The organism is Bacteroides sp. B1-V-101 (genome assembly GCF_023656585.1).
In the GTDB taxonomy this organism is placed as follows: domain Bacteria; phylum Bacteroidota; class Bacteroidia; order Bacteroidales; family Bacteroidaceae; genus Bacteroides; species Bacteroides thetaiotaomicron.
The window spans coordinates 171,175-189,111 of the sequence record NZ_JAMOKH010000005.1; the positions used below are offsets into that span (position 1 = coordinate 171,175).

General features: G+C 43.6%; 11 protein-coding genes, 1 pseudogene and 1 riboswitch. Of the genes and pseudogenes, 4 read left to right on the forward strand and 8 right to left on the reverse strand.

From position 1 onward, the window contains the following. Nucleotides 1–10: 10 nt before the first annotated feature. Nucleotides 11–1,210, reverse strand: coding sequence for an ATP-binding protein (locus tag NBH01_RS06365; protein ID WP_008763756.1), 1,200 nt, complete (start codon nucleotides 1,208–1,210; stop codon nucleotides 11–13). A 101-nt stretch (nucleotides 1,211–1,311) separates the two neighbouring features. Next, nucleotides 1,312–2,349, reverse strand: coding sequence for an asparaginase (locus tag NBH01_RS06370; protein WP_074859600.1), 1,038 nt, complete (start codon nucleotides 2,347–2,349; stop codon nucleotides 1,312–1,314). Nucleotides 2,350–2,749: 400 nt separating this feature from the next. Between NBH01_RS06370 and thrA the strand changes: the two genes are divergently transcribed. Genes thrA through NBH01_RS06390 form a run of 4 tightly spaced genes read left to right on the forward strand, consistent with a single transcriptional unit; the run spans nucleotide 2,750 to nucleotide 8,329 of the window. Next, on the forward strand, nucleotides 2,750–5,185 hold the full coding sequence (gene thrA, locus NBH01_RS06375; RefSeq protein ID WP_011108282.1) for a bifunctional aspartate kinase/homoserine dehydrogenase I: 2,436 nt from the start codon (nucleotides 2,750–2,752) through the stop codon (nucleotides 5,183–5,185). A 15-nt stretch (nucleotides 5,186–5,200) separates the two neighbouring features. Beyond that, complete coding sequence (locus NBH01_RS06380; protein WP_118337533.1) at nucleotides 5,201–6,424, forward strand: cofactor-independent phosphoglycerate mutase; 1,224 nt, start codon at nucleotides 5,201–5,203, stop codon at nucleotides 6,422–6,424. Next, on the forward strand, nucleotides 6,421–7,722 hold the full coding sequence (thrC, locus tag NBH01_RS06385) for a threonine synthase (protein ID WP_008764077.1): 1,302 nt from the start codon (nucleotides 6,421–6,423) through the stop codon (nucleotides 7,720–7,722). Before NBH01_RS06380 ends, thrC begins: the two co-directional genes overlap by 4 nt. A 34-nt stretch (nucleotides 7,723–7,756) precedes the next feature. Then, on the forward strand, nucleotides 7,757–8,329 hold the full coding sequence (locus NBH01_RS06390) for a DNA-3-methyladenine glycosylase I (protein ID WP_008764076.1): 573 nt from the start codon (nucleotides 7,757–7,759) through the stop codon (nucleotides 8,327–8,329). A 718-nt stretch (nucleotides 8,330–9,047) separates the two neighbouring features. On the opposite strand, the gene NBH01_RS06395 is transcribed toward NBH01_RS06390, so the two are convergent. The 6 genes and pseudogenes from NBH01_RS06395 to NBH01_RS06420 all read right to left on the reverse strand — a co-directional run bounded on the left by NBH01_RS06395 (nucleotide 9,048) and on the right by NBH01_RS06420 (nucleotide 17,836). Further along, on the reverse strand, nucleotides 9,048–9,671 hold the full coding sequence (locus NBH01_RS06395) for a thiamine diphosphokinase (RefSeq protein WP_016268791.1): 624 nt from the start codon (nucleotides 9,669–9,671) through the stop codon (nucleotides 9,048–9,050). After that, the gene (gene pnuC / locus NBH01_RS06400) at nucleotides 9,668–10,234 is read right to left on the reverse strand and encodes a nicotinamide riboside transporter PnuC (protein WP_032813667.1); all 567 of its coding nucleotides are present in this window, start codon (nucleotides 10,232–10,234) and stop codon (nucleotides 9,668–9,670) included. The genes NBH01_RS06395 and pnuC overlap by 4 nt, the downstream gene beginning before the upstream one ends. Before the next feature lies 1 nt (nucleotide 10,235). Further along, a riboswitch (TPP riboswitch) is annotated at nucleotides 10,236–10,332 on the reverse strand. Nucleotides 10,333–10,473: 141 nt separating this feature from the next. Then, nucleotides 10,474–11,370 (reverse strand): BT_3044 domain-containing protein, encoded by an 897-nt coding sequence (locus tag NBH01_RS06405; protein WP_250700035.1) that lies wholly within the window; start codon nucleotides 11,368–11,370, stop codon nucleotides 10,474–10,476. Between the two features lie 54 nt (nucleotides 11,371–11,424). Beyond that, complete coding sequence (locus NBH01_RS06410; protein ID WP_010535408.1) at nucleotides 11,425–13,404, reverse strand: RagB/SusD family nutrient uptake outer membrane protein; 1,980 nt, start codon at nucleotides 13,402–13,404, stop codon at nucleotides 11,425–11,427. A 12-nt stretch (nucleotides 13,405–13,416) separates the two neighbouring features. Further along, nucleotides 13,417–16,500 (reverse strand): annotated as a pseudogene (locus tag NBH01_RS06415) (SusC/RagA family TonB-linked outer membrane protein). A 16-nt stretch (nucleotides 16,501–16,516) separates the two neighbouring features. Continuing rightward, nucleotides 16,517–17,836, reverse strand: a complete 1,320-nt coding sequence (locus tag NBH01_RS06420; protein WP_022471391.1) for an NHL domain-containing protein — start codon at nucleotides 17,834–17,836, stop codon at nucleotides 16,517–16,519. Between the last annotated feature and the right edge of the window lie 101 nt (nucleotides 17,837–17,937).

Below are 17,937 nucleotides of genomic sequence, written 5' to 3' on the forward strand. Positions count from 1 at the left end.
TCTTTTTCCTTTAATATAAGAACCCGAATGCCCATAACGGAATTTTGTTTCCTGCTGAATATTCTATATCATCTGCGGCTATAAATGCCTTTTTGCTGCCAGCTATCTGTTTTCCGTCCTTACTTTTTCCGCCAACTTCTATCGTGTATTTGCTGTCTATCGTGTAGTCTGCACTACGTGTACAGTATTCTACTCTATGCAGATAAGAAAGTTGGTTCACCATAAATACTTCTCTCAATGTGCCTTTGTTCACATCCTTGAAAGTCAGCGCATAAAGTAAATTGGTATTTTCCATGTATATCTTATCCGGTTTTTGTAGCTTTTTGATAGAGTCATTGTCCGAATAAAGAAGATGAATTAACTTGGCTCTGTCCAAATATTGCAGATAGGCCAGAATGGTGGTACGCGAGAGTTCTGCCAGGGCAGAGAGCTTAGTGATATCCACCATAAACGGAACTTCGGAGGAAAGGATGCCTAACAGGCTTTTCAATTTCCGTACATTACTGATATCTACTCCGCATTGTTGGGGAAGTTCAATCTCAAGTATCAAATTCGTTATATTCTCGATTCGTGTATAATACTCTGCATTTCCTTCCAGATAAAAAGGATAATACCCATGTTTCAGATAATCCTCAAAATGAGCCAGTGGTCTGCACTGAGAGTTGACCTCATTGCAAATTCCGTCACTGCTCTCCAAGATCTCTTCCAATGTATAGGGACGGATATGAATCTGATGAAATAGCTTTAGATATTCACGGTAAGAGAGTCCTTGCATATTGTATGATATGCATCGGCGTGACAAATCTGCTTCTGCATTCAGAAGTTGAAGTAAGGAGGAGCCTGTGAATACTATTTTCAGTTCGGGAAACTCGTCATATATATTTTTAATCTCCTTGCTCCAGGATGGATATTTATGTACTTCATCCAGAAAGAGACATTTTCCTCCTTTCAGATAAAACTGTTCAGCCAATTCGCTAAGCGTATGTTGAGTGAAATACAGACTATCCAGGCTTGTGTATAAAGCGCTCTGACTATCGTTTGCATAATGAAGTTTCAGGTACTGAAGCATTAAAGTCGTTTTTCCGACTCCACGTGCTCCGCGGATGGCAATCAGTCGGTTATCCCAATTGATTGTATCCATTAAGCTCCTGATATAAGTAGTGGAAGTGGCTGTTAGTAACCTTTTATATCTTCTGATTAGTGTATCCATATCCTTATTTGTTTTCTATGGAATACAAAAATAGGCATAATTTGTTCAACGCGCAAAACAAATTCGGATAAAATTTGTTCAATGCATTAAACAAAAGGTCCTTATAAAGTGATCTCACCAGCTATCGACCGATTCATACAATCACGAACCTCATCCGGAGTATATCCGTGTCCCAATAAGAACATCAATTTAGTCACGGCCGACTCTGTCGTACTGTCATATCCGGAGACCACTCCTGCCTGTAGCAGCTGGTACCCTGTTTCGTAACGTTCCATCTCCACCATTCCGGCATTGCATTGGGTTACATTGACAATGACAATCCCCTGCGCACTGGCCTGACAAAGCCTGCGGATAAACCATTCCTTTCGGGGAGCATTGCCGGAACCATACGTTTCGAGTACGACCGCTTTTAATCCTTTGGTCCCTAACATCGTAGCTATTACATTCTCCTGAATGCCGGGGAATAACTTGAGAACCACGATGTTCGTATCCAATAAATAATGTGGCACTAACTCCTGCTTGCTTTTGTTGACATGAATCTGTGCCTGATTATATTTAATGTGAATACCCGCTTCCGCCAATACCGGATAATTGAATGAACGGAATGCGTTGAAGTTTTCGGCGTTCATCTTTGTCGTACGGTTTCCCCTCATCAGATGATTCTCAAAGAAGATACAGACTTCCGGAACGAGTGCTTTCCCGTCCTTATCCTGTGCGGCGGCAATTTCGATACTTGTCATCAGGTTTTCCTTTCCGTCCGTGCGGAGCACCCCTATCGGGAGTTGGGAACCCGTAAGGATCACAGGTTTGTCCAGTCCTTCCAGCATAAAACTCAGGGCGGAGGCTGTATAAGCCATCGTATCCGTTCCGTGCAAAATGACGAAGCCATGATAGAGATCATAGTTCTCATGAATAATGTGTACCAGCTTTCTCCACATATCGGGTTCCATGTCCGAAGAGTCCATCGGAGGGTCAAACTGATAAGTATCAATCGGGAAGTTGAATTTTTGCAATTCGGGGATATGCCTTTGGAGTTGCTCGAAGTTGAAGTTCTCCAATGCGCCTGTTGCGGTGTTTTCAATCATTCCAATTGTTCCACCGGTGTATATTAACAATACGGAAGTATTTAACGGGGTCATATGCTGGTTTTATGCTGTTGTTTTTGCAAATATAATAATATAAACGATATATAAATAGCAAAATGTCATAAAAGTGCAGGACTTTTATGGGAGGAAAAAGAGACGGGATGTTCTTTTTATCAGAAAAAAACCGAAAAAAGTGATAGATTGAACGTTTTTATTATTACTTTTGCGACACTTATCAAAAACAATGGTAGAAACAGAGACTATGATGAAGTACTATCCACATACAGTCACATCCATGTGTACCATGACCCTTTGGGGTTAATGGATAGTATTTGTGTATCTACGTGATTCACGCCTGTGTAAGTAGGCAAAACTCAAATTTAATTTTTTCGTAAACAACCAATCACCCTGTAATAACTATACTCGAGGGGATTGTATTTAAATATGTATCTTCATGAAAGTAATGAAATTCGGCGGAACGTCCGTAGGTTCCGTGAACAGCATTTTAAGTGTAAAGAGAATTGTAGAGTCGGCCGGCGAGCCGGTAATTGTAGTTGTTTCCGCGTTAGGGGGCATCACTGACAAATTGATTAATACATCGAAGATGGCGGCAGCCGGAGATTCGGCCTACGAAGGAGAGTTCCGCGAAATCGTCTATCGTCATGTGGAGATGATTAAAGAAGTGATACCTGCCGGAGCAGGGCAAGTGGCATTGCAACGTCAGATTGGCGAATTGCTGAATGAGTTGAAAGACATTTTCCAGGGTATCTATCTGATCAGAGACCTTTCCCCGAAAACATCGGATACCATTGTCAGCTATGGCGAACGTCTTTCGTCCATCATCGTTGCCGAACTGATCGATGAGGCAAAATGGTTTGATTCACGTACTTTTATCAAGACTGAAAAGAAGCATAATAAACATACGATTGATGCCGATCTGACTAATCAGTTGGTAAAAGAGGCTTTCCATTCCATTCCGAAAGTGTCGTTGGTTCCCGGATTTATTTCTTCGGATAAGGTGTCGGGAGACGTAACGAATCTCGGTCGTGGTGGTTCGGATTATACGGCTGCCATTATTGCCGCAGCGCTCGATGCCAGCAGTCTGGAGATATGGACCGATGTAGACGGCTTTATGACTGCCGATCCGCGTGTGATCTCAACAGCTTATACTATTTCCGAACTGAGCTATGTAGAAGCAACCGAACTCTGTAACTTCGGTGCGAAAGTTGTTTATCCGCCGACGATCTATCCGGTATGTCATAAGAATATTCCTATTATAATAAAGAATACGTTCAATCCTGACGGAGTGGGAACAGTTATCAAGCAAGAGACTTCCAATCCGCAGAGTAAGGCCATTAAAGGTATTTCCTCTATCAATGATACGAGTCTGATCACTGTTCAGGGGCTGGGTATGGTAGGTGTGATCGGTGTAAACTACCGTATCTTCAAGGCTTTGGCAAAGAATGGAATCAGTGTATTCCTTGTTTCGCAGGCTTCATCAGAGAACAGTACCTCTATCGGTGTTCGGAACGCTGATGCCGATCTGGCTTGTGAAGTGCTGAATGAAGAATTTGCGAAAGAGATCGAGATGGGAGAGATTTCTCCGATCCTTGCAGAGAGAAATCTGGCTACGGTGGCAATCGTTGGCGAGAATATGAAGCATACACCGGGTATAGCAGGGAAGCTCTTCGGTACACTGGGACGTAATGGTATCAATGTAATCGCTTGTGCGCAGGGAGCTTCGGAAACCAACATTTCTTTTGTTGTCGATTCCAAGTCATTGCGTAAATCTCTGAACGTTATCCATGACTCTTTCTTCCTGTCCGAATATCAGGTATTGAATCTCTTTATCTGTGGTATCGGTACGGTTGGCGGCAGTCTGGTAGAACAGATTCGTTGCCAGCAACAGAAACTGATGATGGAGAACGGATTGAAGTTGCACGTCGTAGGTATCATCGATGCTGCGAAAGCCATGTTCAGTCGTGAGGGATTTGACCTTGCCAATTTCCGTGAGGAGTTGCAGAAGAAAGGCAAGGATAGTAACTTGCAGACGATCCGTGACGAAATAGTCGGAATGAATATCTTCAACTCCGTATTCGTGGATTGTACGGCAAGCCCCGACATTGCATCACTTTACAAAGACCTTTTACAGCACAACGTTTCCGTAGTGGCAGCCAATAAGATCGCTGCGTCTTCGGCTTACGAGAACTATCGCGAACTGAAAACGATTGCCCGTCAACGGGGTGTGAAGTACTTGTTTGAAACAAACGTAGGTGCGGGACTGCCGATTATCAATACCATCAACGACCTGATTCACAGTGGTGATAAGATACTGAAGATTGAAGCTGTACTTTCGGGTACATTGAACTATATCTTTAATAAGATCAGCGCTGACATTCCTTTCAGCCGCACGATCAAGATGGCACAGGAAGAACGCTATTCCGAACCGGACCCGCGTATCGACCTGAGCGGAAAAGACGTGATCCGCAAACTGGTGATTCTGGCACGTGAAGCCGGATATCACATCGAGCAGGAAGACGTAGAAAAGAATCTCTTTGTCCCGAACGACTTCTTCGAAGGTTCGCTGGATGACTTCTGGAAACGAGTGCCGAGCCTCGACGCAGACTTCGAAGCCCGTCGTCAGGTATTGGAGAAAGAACATAAACATTGGCGCTTTGTTGCCAAACTGGAAGACGGAAAAGCCTCTGTCGGCCTGCAGGAAGTGGGTGCCAACCATCCGTTCTACGGACTGGAAGGCAGCAACAACATCATCTTGCTGACTACGGAACGCTATAAAGAATATCCGATGATGATTCAAGGATACGGTGCCGGTGCCGGAGTAACGGCTGCGGGAGTATTCGCTGATATCATGAGTATCGCAAACGTTTAAATAAGGGGTGTTAAAATGAAGCATATTATCATACTGGGAGACGGAATGGCCGACTGGCCAGTGAAGTCATTGGGGGACAAGACGCTCCTGCAATATGCGAAGACGCCTTATATGGATAAGTTAGCCCGCATGGGACGCAATGGACGTTTGATAACTGTTGCCGAAGGTTTCCATCCGGGTAGTGAGGTTGCCAATATGTCCGTGTTGGGATATAATCTTCCGAAAGTGTACGAAGGACGCGGGCCGCTCGAAGCAGCCAGTATCGGTGTAGACCTGAAACCGGGAGAAATGGCGATGCGTTGTAATCTGATTTGTGTGGAAGGAGATATTCTGAAGAATCACTCTTCCGGACATATATCTACGGAAGAAGCGGATGTACTGATCCAGTATCTGCAAGAGAAGCTGGGGAATGACCGCGTACGCTTCCATACAGGAGTTCAGTATCGTCATCTGCTTGTTATCAAGGGGGGGGATAAAGAACTGGATTGCACCCCTCCGCACGATGTCCCGTTGAAGCCTTTCCGCCCGTTAATGGTGAAACCCTTAGTGCCGGAAGCGCAGGAAACGGCGGACCTTATCAATGATCTTATTCTTAAATCACAGGAACTGCTGAAGAACCATCCGTTGAATCTGAAACGGATGTCGGAAGGCAAGGACCCTGCAAACAGCATCTGGCCCTGGAGCCCCGGCTATCGTCCGCAGATGCCTGCTTTCTCCGAAACCTTTCCGCAAGTAAAGAAAGGAGCAGTTATTTCGGCTGTCGACTTGATTAACGGAATCGGATATTATGCCGGCTTACGCCGCATTGCGGTAGAGGGAGCCACCGGACTGTATAATACAAATTATGAGAATAAAGTAGCTGCCGCTCTGGAAGCACTGAAGACGGACGATTTCGTTTATCTTCATATCGAGGCCAGTGATGAGGCGGGACACGAAGGGGATATCGACCTGAAACTCCTGACGATAGAGAACCTCGACAAACGTGCTGTAGGTCCTATCTACGAAGCAGTGAAGGACTGGGACGAGCCTGTGGCGATTGCCGTATTGCCCGACCATCCTACTCCCTGCGAACTTCGCACCCATACTTCCGACCCTATACCGTTCCTTATCTGGTATCCGGGCATCGAACCGGATGAAGTGCAGACGTATGACGAGATATCGGCTTGCGATGGCAGTTACGGTGTGCTGAAAGAAGATGAGTTTATAAAAGAATTTATGAATCAAAAGAATATCCAATGAAATACTATAGTACAAATAAACAAGCGCCGATGGCTTCTTTGCAGGAGGCTGTAGTAAAAGGGCTTGCCGCCGACAGAGGACTTTTCATGCCAATGACTATCAAGCCTCTTCCCCAAGAATTTTACGATACGATAGATACTTTGTCTTTTCAGGAGATTGCTTATCGGGTAGCCGATGCTTTCTTTGGCGAAGACATCCCCACCGATACACTGAAACAAATAGTGTACGATACATTGAGCTTTGATGTACCGTTGGTGAAAGTGACGGACAACATCTATTCTCTGGAACTTTTCCACGGACCGACTCTGGCTTTCAAAGATGTAGGCGGCCGTTTTATGGCACGTCTGCTGGGCTACTTCATCAAGAAAGAAGGTCAGAAGGATGTGAATGTGCTGGTAGCGACTTCCGGTGATACGGGAAGTGCCGTTGCCAACGGTTTTCTGGGTGTGGAAGGTATTCATGTATATGTACTTTACCCGAAAGGAAAAGTCAGCGAAATACAGGAAAAGCAGTTCACTACTTTGGGACAGAATATTACCGCTCTCGAAGTGGACGGAACGTTTGATGATTGCCAGGCACTGGTAAAAGCTGCTTTCATGGATAAGGAACTGAATGAACATCTGTCACTGACTTCCGCCAATTCTATCAATGTAGCCCGCTTTCTGCCGCAAGCATTCTATTATTTCTATGCTTATGCACAACTGAAACGTGCCGGAAAAGCCGATAATGCCGTGATTTGTGTTCCTAGCGGAAACTTCGGAAACATCACAGCCGGATTGTTCGGCAAAAAGATGGGCTTGCCTGTCAAACGTTTTATTGCTGCCAACAATCGCAACGATATATTCTATCAATACCTGCAAACAGGTAAATATAATCCCCGCCCATCCGTTGCAACCATAGCCAACGCTATGGACGTAGGTGATCCGAGCAACTTTGCCCGTGTGCTTGACTTGTATGGCGGTTCTCATGCAGACATTTCCGCTGAGATCTCGGGAACTACATATACCGACGAGCAGATTCGCGAAACTGTGAAAGAAACCTGGAAGGAACATCATTACCTGCTCGATCCTCATGGAGCTTGCGGTTATCGCGCTTTGCAAGAAGGACTGAAACAAGGCGAAACGGGAGTCTTCCTTGAAACTGCTCATCCTGCTAAATTCCTGGAAACGGTAGAAAGTATCATTGGCGAAGCGGTAGAAATACCTGCCAAGTTGCAGGAATTTATGAAAGGGGAGAAGAAGAGCTTGCAAATGACGAAAGAATTTGCAGACTTCAAGAAGTATTTGCTTTCTGTTTGATTGGGTTTTAAAGCAAGGTATAAAAGAAATAATTATGCAAGATATAGTAAACGGACGCTGTGGTTGGTGTGGAACCGACGAACTGTATGTGAAATATCATGATCAGGAGTGGGGAAATTTGGTGACTGACGACAAGACGCTGTTTGAGTTTCTTGTATTGGAAAGTGCCCAGGCGGGGCTGAGCTGGATAACCATCCTCAGAAAACGGGAGGGTTATCGCAAAGCCTTTTGCGATTTTGATGCCGAACGGGTGGCACAGATGACCGATGAAGATGTTGAACGGTTGATGCACTTTGAAGGCATTGTGAAAAACCGTCTGAAAATCAAATCGACCATTACCAACGCCAGACAATTCCTTGCTATACAAAAGGAGTTCGGTAGTTTTTACGACTACACGCTCTCATTCTTTCCCGACAGAAAGCCCATTGTCAATACCTTTTGTTCATTGAGCGAGATTCCGGCATCTTCTCCCGAATCCGATGCAATGAGTAAGGACATGAAAAAGCGCGGATTCAAATTCTTTGGAACAACGATTTGTTATGCTCACTTACAGGCTTCGGGATTTATCAACGATCACTTGAAGGATTGTATTTGCCGGAAAAAATAAATGACGTGCGGAAATAATTCAAATCTGTTTAGGAATGAACTAAACAGTAGTACACAATAGTAACTCCATTCTCCTCCTTCGGGAAGGAGGAGTGGTCGCAGACCGAGGTGGTAGGAGAAATAATGTTTATACATATTTCTTTGTAAATGACAGGATTATGTATTCACCTACCACCTCCCCCTACGGGTACTCCTCCTTCCCGAAGGAGGAGAATGGAAGATAGAACCGATTATCATTTAGCTCATAACAATACGAAAAGGAATAAATTGCTTTGAGCCGCTCTACTAGAGAATTGAAATATCCAAAATTGCTGTCATCTGTCACCAAATGACAGATAACGCACTGATTATAAACTAATAAAGAGGTGACAGCACAGCGTGACGGCATTGTGATAGCAAAATATGCTGTCACAATGCCGTCACGCTGTGTTATTATATCCTGCTACAATAATATACTGACCTCTTGGAATGATAAGTCAGGAATACCTTAGCTTAGTTAGTTTCCATGCAATGAAACTATAGTTCCAAAGCCTTGAAACCAATAGTTTCAAGCTGAAGAAACTTTAGTTCCAAACTGCAGAAACTAAAGTTTCAAGCGCTGGAAACTCTAGTTCCAAGGCCGTGAAACTAAAGTTTCATTAGGCAAAAAAATAATAGTTCCACAGTAGGAAACTATCAGTAGTAAGGCAGATGAAAGAATATTTTTCCGGAACAGGGATTTAATAAGCAAGGAATACTAAATATTCTCCTGTACAATGAATGGTAAACTCATCTGCTGTTGCTTCATTAAGTGTTCCCTGCCACCAGTTGCTGAAGTCGCTTAGCGGATAAAACAATCCTTCTCCTTTTAATCCTTCAGCTCCAAAATTGATGATAGAGACCTGCTGACCGGGATGTGAGGCAAAACTTTGCGTATCACTCACAGGAATAAATGTCCCGTAATCAGTGACTGTCCGTACTTCCATACCACTTCTCATATACTCCACGAGCAGGCTGATGTTTCCTAATGTATGATCTTCCCGTTTGCCGGTAGCACCTACGATGGCGATTTTCCGTATCCCTTTACTTTGCAGATAATGGACAGCTTTGGTCTGATCATTCGTCTCCTGATCCGAAATTTGAAGGATAATAGAGGAAAAACGCTTTTTATATTCCGGCAGGAGCGAGTCTCCATCGCCTATGATCACGTCGGGAGTATGTCCGCGGGAAATATATTCATTGGCGGCCCCGTCGCAACAAACGACGAATTGGGCTTCTGCCAAAAGACGCAGGGGAAGTTCGTGCGCAGGATATTCACCGTTGGCAAGTATGACGGCTTGGGGTATATAGTGTTCGTTTATCATTGCATGTTCATTATTTTTTTCCATTTAAAGTAGCCAAAGATAGCTATAATGGAGTAAAGTCCGTACAATGCGGAGGTGAAATAGAGATCTTTATAGATATAAAGTCCGCAACAGACGATGTCGACAAGAATCCAGGCAAACCATTGCTCGATGTATTTGCGTGCCAGCATCCACATTCCGACAATGCTCAACGCCGTTGTGAAACTGTCCAGCCACGGAACGTTACTGTCTGTGTATTCGATAAGTATCCGGGCGATGCCGATGAAAGACACGATAAACACAAGGAATAGTGGCAGATAGCATTTCCACGGGGTATGTATAATGGGGAGACTTTTCTTTTCCCCGTGTCCCCACATCCAGAAGAACCATCCGTAGATGGCAGCTATCAGATAGTAGATGTTGATGCCGAAGTCGGCATACAACCCCGCGTCGTAATAAACAAAGATATAAATGGCCGGCATGATGATGCCCGCCAGCCACAGATAGATACTGGCGCGATACTCCAGCCACAGGTAGATAATACCGATAAACGTACCGAATATCTCCAGATAATTCATTTCCATATTTGCTTATTTATTCGTTCTCTACGCCGGCATTACCCGGATCAGATTCTATGGGTATGTTCTCAGCCTGTCATGTTAGGGCACCCCTATTGCGTGAATCGGCGGTAAAATTACGAATTTAGCAGAAGGAAAACAAGGAATCATGTAAAAACAAGTCCTCCGTTGAAAAAACGAAGAGGAGATTTCAGCGGCATTTTTGCAATGCCGTGAAATCTCCTCTTCTCCTCATTTGTCGTGTATTATAAAACTTCTTTTTCTTTGGTCAGTTGCTCTTCATATAGCGTGTTACCGATCGTATATTTGAGGCTGAACTTTTTGGCGGTTGTGTTGTAGGTACTTTCTCCTGAGTCGATAATTACCGGTCCGTTTTCAGCATCCCATGCTTTGATAGAAACTTTCTTCACATCATTAGTGCCTTCCACTATCTGGTCCAAGATGGTCAGTTCTATTGTGTTCGTTTGGATATCGGCCTTTTGGTCACTCTCATTGTTCATAGCATAGAATAGTCTGACAGTGTTGACACCGGTAGGTTTGACTGTTTTAGGCTTTTGAATCGTCTTCGGAGTTTCTCCTTCTAAGGTAGTATGTCCATTCATCTGATAACTGCCCGAATAGTCATTCTTTAATTTTAATAGAACCAGCATTTTACGTCCGGATGCACTTATTGGGTATACTGTTGTACTTTCTATTTCGACAGGGATGACGTATGACTGGTCAATCTTCAGGCTTGCTGTCTTTATCAATACAGGAACTTCGGCGGAAATACCTTCAGCGTGCTTGATTACCGTATTCTCCAAAGAAGGAATAGAATATAAATCAGGATCCAATGATTTATAATATTTGTCTTCATTCAGAACGGTCCAGTACTTTTTATTGTAAATATCTACCAGTTCTTCGTTAATCTTCATTTTTACGTTCACATCTCGATCTAATGCTAATGTACCGGAACTGCTGACCGTGAAATAAGTTTTCACTTCTTCGTTACTGTAGCTTACTTCTGTGGTCCACACACGGTTGTAAGCACCGATCAGGTAGATTTCTTTCTGATATTGTTCTTTGTCAAGCAGGTCTTTTTCACAAGAAGTGATGGAGAACGTTAATAAAGAACAGATCACTAGTTTGTATATTGATCTCATTATATATTCAATTTTATATGATTAATAATCAGTTATATGATGGAAAGGGGAAAGTTACCAATCTCCGAATCCGTCCCATCCTGGATTTTGTTTCAGTTTGGCATTTTTATCCAATACGGCTCTCGGAATAGGATAGAAGTACATCTTCCTGTCAAAGCTGCGTAATGCATACTTATGAACTACATTGACAACAGTATAGAATTGGTCTCTTTCGGTTGTCTTCTTGGTAACGTCCATACCTTGTACCGGTTTGTTTTCTTCTGTTTCTGCTAGTCCCCAACGACGCAGGTCATGATATCTTCTTCCTTCGCACGCAAATTCGATCATACGTTCGCGGATGATTAACTGACGCATCTTCACTTGATCGCTGGCATCGGCAAGGGTGATGCCCGGCAATCCGGCACGGTAACGAATCATGTTGAAGTAGTACATGATTTCCTCCGGATTATACAAAACATGATAAGTGGTGTTATCTGCCGCTTCCGTATATTCCGGTTCTCCTTTCAGTTCATTCAATGCTTCTACATAGTTCAATAGTATTTCCGCATATCTGAATACAGGGAATGTTTTCGGTTTTATTTTAGCACCTGTATGACTGGTACAGTTATCCTCCGGATGGATATATTTCTTTAGAGTATATCCCGTTAAGTTATAGTCTTCGGGATTGGCAGCCTGTTTTGCACAGTTGCCATTCACGTAATATCCTGCTGTAAAGTTAGTCACGTTGGGAGCTTCGGTTCCTGTTACCGAAGTTGCGGGCCAGAAACATTCACAGAATCCGATAGATGCGTAGAAACGCGGTTCGCGGTCCAGATACATTTTGGCAACGGTTGGTCTCAGCTCATATCCTGTGGCGATGGTAGGTACAGTACCCGCTTCTTCATAATAATCAGGTTGTTGCACATAATCTTCTCCATCTTTCATGTAGTAGGCATCTATGAGTTTCTGAGTGATTCCTAAGCCGTTCCATCCTCCCAGTTTCAACGGGAAGGCGATTGAAATGATGTTGTTGTTCAAGGGAGTAGCATAAATAAGTTCAGGGTTTTTCACAGCCAGTGCTTCTCCATTGAACATGTCTATATACGAATGGTAAGGATCGATTCCTCCTACTCCTAACGGAAATTCCGCTTGTGACGCCTGAGAGGATGCATACGTGTTTTCATCGCTGGGTACAGTGTATAATGAGTAAATACCGCTATCGATAATTCTCTTGGAGGCAGCAGCTGATTTCGCCCATTTCACCGGGTCATATTGCTGGGCTATCATGTTTCGTCCGTCGGAAGTGGTCCAGTCGGCATAATATTGATTGCCGTTGTACCACTTGGAAGCTTGGTAAAGCCGGACACGTGACATGAGGGCGGCTGCCGCATATTTGGTAGGACGTTCGAACTGAGTGCTCGGGCGCGTCGGGTCCAGTAGACTGTAAGCTTCTTCGAGGTCTTTGCAGATATATTCCACACATTCATCGTACGTGTTACGTTCGAATGACAAGTTTTCAATGTTTTCATCTACCGACAGCGGCTCTTCGGGAAGGATGACTGCCGGTCCGTAAAGTTCCAACAGATAGAAATAGAAGGAAGCTCTCATGAAATGAGTCAAACCCATAATTTCACGTCTGTCCAATCCTTTCAGGTCTTTGCATTCATCGATGCGGGTGAAGATAGTGTTACACTTACGGATACCTTTGTAGTATTGTCCCCACATGTTGTAGTAAGAATCGTTTTGCGTAATTTTGTCTGCGTACAAGTAGGTACCGGCGTACTCAGCTTTCTGCCATGACAGAAGAACTTCATCTACCGCAGTCTCGTAAGGACCGTAGGAACCGGAAAACAAGTTGCCTTGAGCGGGCATTAATGCCGCAGTTCCCCACACATAACGCTCCAGATAATCTTGTCTGGCAAAGATGGAGTCGAGTGGAGTCAGGTCGTTAAAGTATTCATCAACTGCCAGATAGTTGCATGAAGTCAGCATGAACGGGATGATTCCCAGTGTCGTGCATAGAATATGAAGGCTTTTCTTTAATATCTTTTTCATAATAGTTTTCAATTAGAACGTAGCTGTTAACTGTAAAGAGAAAGTACGCTGTAGCGGATATACGGCGCCGTTTTTAGATGCCTGTCCCGGATCCCATAGTTTCACTGAATCCCATACTGCCAGATTCTGTCCGACAAATTGCAGATTCATATCACTGATGCCCACTGTCCTTAGTACTTTATTCGTTCCGATACGATAGGAAATATCCAATGATTTCCAACGCAGGTAAGAACCATCTGCCAGCCAGAAAGTAGAAGCACGGTTATTGTTCTTATTCTCTCCGTAAGTCAGGCGCGGGAAACGTGCATTCGGGTTTTCTGTAGAAGGATCCCCTGAATACCATGCCGGTGTCCAACGATTCTTCGGGTCGTTTACGATGGATAGAATGTTGCCGACTTCTCCGCCTGAGAAGGGATAGAATCCGGAACCGCCGTATAAGAAGTTAACTTTGGCTGCTCCAGTGAATAAAGCACTGATAGTCCATCTTTTATATCTGTATTCCAGTGCAAAACCGTATTGAATTTGCGGTACATTGGAGTGTGCAATAGGAACAATATCGTCATCGTCAATTTTTCCGTCAGCGTTCACGTCTTTATAGCGGATATCTCCGGGGCGTACTTCGCCGTATGTCTGTTTCGGGCTTCGGTTGATTTCATCCTGATTTTGAAATAAGCCTAATGCAACCAAACCGCGCATAACACCATAATTTACATCGCTATACGATTGGTAAGGGTAGCGCACCGCATCCTGGTCCCAATGTACAACTTTGCTGACAGCATATGTCATGTTGGCACGCACCGTGAAAGAGTTGTCTTCGTTTATTTTCTGGTTCAGGTAAATGTTACCATCTATACCACTACTGCGCATACGTCCTACGTTGGTATATGGGTTGGTCACGACGCCTACTTCCGAAGGCATCATTTTTCTTTCCTGGAAGATATTATCACGAGTGTCTCTGAAGATATCTACCGTTCCACCTATTTTATCATTGAGAAATTGGAAGTCGATACCCAGGTTATATTTCTTGGCTACCTCCCAGTGTAAGTTGTTGGCTCCGATTTGTTTTTCTGTCAATCCATTGGAACCCCAACGACTACCACCTCCAAAGTTAATCAACGTCAGATATGGGAACCGACGTCCACCACCGATCTGATCGTTACCAACTTCACCATAAGAAGCTCTGATCTTCAAAAAGTTGAGCCATCCTGCATGATTCTGCATAAATTCGTATTGGGTCGGGATCCATCCTAAGGCTATTGCAGGGAACAAACCGAATTGTTTGCCCGGTTCAAAGTTTTCGGAACCGGTGTATCCTACGTTTCCTTCTATCAGATAAGCATCTTTATAAGAGTAAGTGGCTCTGGCAGATAACGCTTGATAACGTTTGGGAATAGATGAAATTTCATCATTTGCTTCGGTGGTTTCGGTGCTTTGCATATAGTAATGTATCAAACCGGTTACACGATGTTCCTGATTGAAAAGTCTTTCATAGGCAAGTTGCGATTCGAAGTAATATCTCCGGTCACTGGCAGCACTCTTGGCGAATTGAATGTTACTGGCTGATACCGTACGTTGTGTCATTAATGAACCGTCATTGTAACGGCCAAAGGCCTTGTATAGGTCCGGCATTTTGGAGCGGACTACGTTGTGTATATTGTTATTGTTATACGAGAACATTCCTCTGGCAGTCAAACCCTTGATCCATTTTCCGAAGTCTTGACGTAAGGTGAAATTGATGTTCATAGTGGTCCGGTTTCCCTTTTTAAATCCGGTATGGTTCAACAAGATATATGGTGAGATTTGTTCTCCGTTTTTACCATAAGCAGGAAGCATTCCATTGGAATAACGTAAAGGCACCGTCAGGGGAGTCAGATAGGCTTGTGCGGCCCAGAGTGCGTCATTGTTAGTTCCGAATCCCGGTGCTCTGTCTTCTACAATAGCTCCGTCCATAGCCAATCCCATGATCGTCGATGAAGTTAGGTTCATGTCTACCTTTGCGCGGAAATTATATTTAGCCTATTTGACATTCGTGTTGTATTTGTTAACTTTGTCTTGCTTGAAGATAGCATCTTTGAATGTACCTCCTACACTGACAAAATATCTGGCAACTTTTCCACCACCGGATACATTTAAATAGTGCTGATGATTAATAGTTACATCTTTCAATATCTCTTTTTGCCAGTTAACGTTTGGATATAAGTCATTGTCCAGTCCTGCTTTAATAATCTCCAGTTCTGTCGGGCTATAAAGAGGGTCCATATTGCTTACCACTCGGGCTTCGTTTGCCAAGCTGGCATAATCGTATGCTTCCAGATATTCGGGCATACGGGGAGAATAAGAGAGAGTCATACTGCTCTTCCAGGTTACCTTGGTTCGACCTTCCTGACCGGAACGGGTCGTTACCAAAACAACGCCATTTGCACCACGTACACCATAAACGGCTGTTGCCGAAGCATCTTTCAAGATAGAGAAGCTCTCAATATCCGACGGGTCGAGGTCGTTGAGGTTTCCTTCAATACCGTCAATCAAAACCAGCGCAGACTGGTTGGCACCAAATGTGCTGATACCGCGAATCCAGAACTCAGAAACATCCTGCCCCGGTTCGCCGCTTCGGTCAACGGCTATAATACCGGGAACCACACCTCCCAGCATATTGGCTACGGAAGTTGACGGAGCACTGATGGCAGCCGGATTGACACTGGTGACAGCACCTACCACGCTGACTTTACGTTGTGTTCCCATACCTACAACAACTACTTCGTCCAATGATTCTGAGTCGGGCTCCAGAGATATACGCATCTTCTTATCGGTTTGAGCAACCACTATTTCTTTGCTCTTATATCCCATAAATGAAACAATCAGCGTTGTTTTTGGAGCTAATGATTTCATACTGAAGTTACCATCCATATCTGTTATAGTTCCGGTTTTTTCTTTCCCTTTTACAGATATGTTTGCACCCGGGAGCGGATCACCATGTTCATCTAACACGATTCCGGCAATTTGAATTGGTTCTTGTTGGGCCCATATCCCTTGTGTTGCATTTCCTGCCAATAGCAGAAAGAAACACAGGGTTAATTTAAAATATAGTGTTTTCATTTCTATTCCTTATTAATTATTCAATAGCAAGTTTTCTGATGCAGTGGTTGTTTTGATCTGCAATGTAAAGAAATTCATTTTTGTCCAAATAGACACCCCAAGGCTGATTGAATTGGGCTTCCAAAGGATCCCCGTCTTTGTATCCTTTCCCGCTACCTGCTATCGTGGTCACGATATTTAACTTGGTGTCAACTTTACGAATCCGATGGTTATTAACATCCGCTATATATAAATTGCCTTCTTTATCAATAGCAATTCCACGCGGCTCATTGAATTGTGCTTCTTGTACATCTCCGTCCCGGAAGCCTGCGCCTGCACCGGGAATATATTCTTCAATGTCTCCGTCTAGAGCTGGCCAACCGTCCGTATCGCGTGTGAGCTTAAAGCGATAAACTGCACTTTTACTATGCAACACACAATAAACATACTTATCAACCGGATTGTAAGCACATAAACCATTGGAGCCTACATTATAGAGTGTACCGATTCGTTTTGCTTTGTTGGGATTTAAGGTTCTTTTATTCTTATCAAAAGGTTGTGTCCACAATTGTCCTGTGTTTTGGCGGTATATCACAAAAGTAGAATCTACAGGGTCGAGAACAACACTATGCATCCATCCTCCGTTGGCTAAAAGCTGTCCCATTTTATCAGCCACCCAGCTCACATTAGCATCGAATAAGAAACAACCGAAGTTGGCATTATCGCATGGACCAAATAGTTGTTTCTTTTCTTTATCGATAAATAAAGGTTGGTCGATTACCATGCCATCCAGTAAAGTGATCGTTTTATTTTGTTCGATGGATGATAAACGCGTTCTTCCATCAGAGTCGAATATGAATACATTGTCATCATTGTCTACAGCTACATACCTTGGAGTATTGAATGTGGTCTCACCGAGAGTTCCGTCTTTATTGCCACCTTCTTTGGCTTTTCCTACTACTGTAGATACGGAAGAAGTTACAATATATTTGAATGTTTTTTCAGCATTGCTGAGTTCAGCTTCTTTTCCGGCAATCTCCACCCGTACATGGCTTTCCCCTCCGGCTTGCTTGGGCACTTGGGCATAAATAACATCAGGCTTGACACCTAAAACCAATGCCTCCCGTTCATTACCTACTTCATCCTTGAAGTAAACTTTCACTTGGCTTTTGTCTTCTCCGAAATTGGAACCTTTAACAATGAATTTGGTTCGTATGCCACCGGAATCGGGCATAAACTCTGTAAACTTGACTGGTTGATTAGGATCGAAAGCTGTACTTTTCTTGTCTTCATTACAACCTACTATTAGTAGCAGGAAGCCGAAAACCATCCAGATTAGATTAAATGATTTACGCATGTTTTTCTATAAGATTTTATTAGTTTGAAAAAAGGTCTTTTTAGGCTTTCTATTTAAATAAGGTTTAATAGATTCTAATTGATTTCAATTTGACTTAAGGG